Origin of the sequence: Frankia gtarii, from assembly GCF_025403375.1 — a bacterium.
Classification (GTDB): Bacteria; Actinomycetota; Actinomycetes; order Frankiales; family Frankiaceae; genus Frankia; species Frankia gtarii.
In genome coordinates this window covers 1-978 of the sequence record NZ_JAMPTM010000568.1, presented here as the reverse complement: position 1 = coordinate 978, position 978 = coordinate 1, and the positions used below count along the sequence as shown (strand labels likewise).

Below are 978 nucleotides of genomic sequence, written 5' to 3'. Positions count from 1 at the left end.
CACCAGCCCCACCCGGGCCGCCAGCGCCACCCCGACCGCCAGCGCCACCCGGGCCGGCCGAGCCAGCACCGTGCCGGTGGCTGGCGATCGCGGCCGCGACCCGGGCGCCCGGTGCCACCTCGGCGGCCGGGCGCGCCTCGGCCACTGCCGCGGTAACCGCGTCGCGCCAGGACTCCCTGGCCGCGACCCGCGCCAGCAGCCAGGAGACGTAGTCGGCGCGGGAGACGTCCAGCCAGACGTCGGGCACCCGGGCGACAACGGCGGTCAGCAGCTCCGCGTCGATCAGGGGGGCCAGCGCGGCGTCGGCGGCGGCGAACGTCGCGGGTTCGGCTGCCACGACCGGTAGGACCACGTGATCGGCGATGCCGGGCAGGACCCGGCCGACCGCCGCCGCCGCGCCCGCCCAGTCGTGGTGGGGATACAGGGCGGCACCGTGATCGATCAACCACAGCCGACCGCCCCAGACCAGCAGGTTCGGGTTGCGCCAGGATCTGTCGACGTTCAGCGTCAGGGCGTCGAGCCAGAGCACGCGGGCGGCGATTTCGGGCGCGGCGTCGAACGCCAGCGGATCGTAGGTGATGGACCCGGGGAGGTAGTCCATGCCGAGGTTGAGCCCGGCGCTGGCCCGCAGCAGGTCCTGGACCTCCTGGTCCGGCTCGGTGCGCCCGAGCTCGGGGTCGACGTCGATTCCGACGAGCTCGGGCACCGCGAGCCCGAGCTCGCGGGCGAGCTCGCCGACGATCACTTCGGCGACCAGCGCCTTCGGCCCCTGCCCCGCGCCGCTGAACTTGACGACCCAGGTGCCGAGGTCGTCGCCCTCCATCAGGCCGGGCAGGCTCCCGCCCTCGCGCAGCGGCGTCGCGTAACGCACCGCCGTGACGTGTCGCAACATCCCGCCAGTCTGCCCGAGCCACCGCTGCCCCCGAGCCGCCAGCAGGCCAGCGCGGGCAGGGGGCAGAGGGGCGGGCCGGGCAGAGG

General features: G+C 75.8%; 1 protein-coding gene. It reads right to left on the bottom strand.

Features of this window, described 5'->3' with window-relative positions; all coding sequences use genetic code 11:
* A partial coding sequence (locus tag NBZ83_RS32330) for a HipA family kinase (RefSeq protein WP_261576537.1) occupies nucleotides 1–892 on the bottom strand: 892 nt, incomplete at its 3' end.
* Between the last annotated feature and the right edge of the window lie 86 nt (nucleotides 893–978).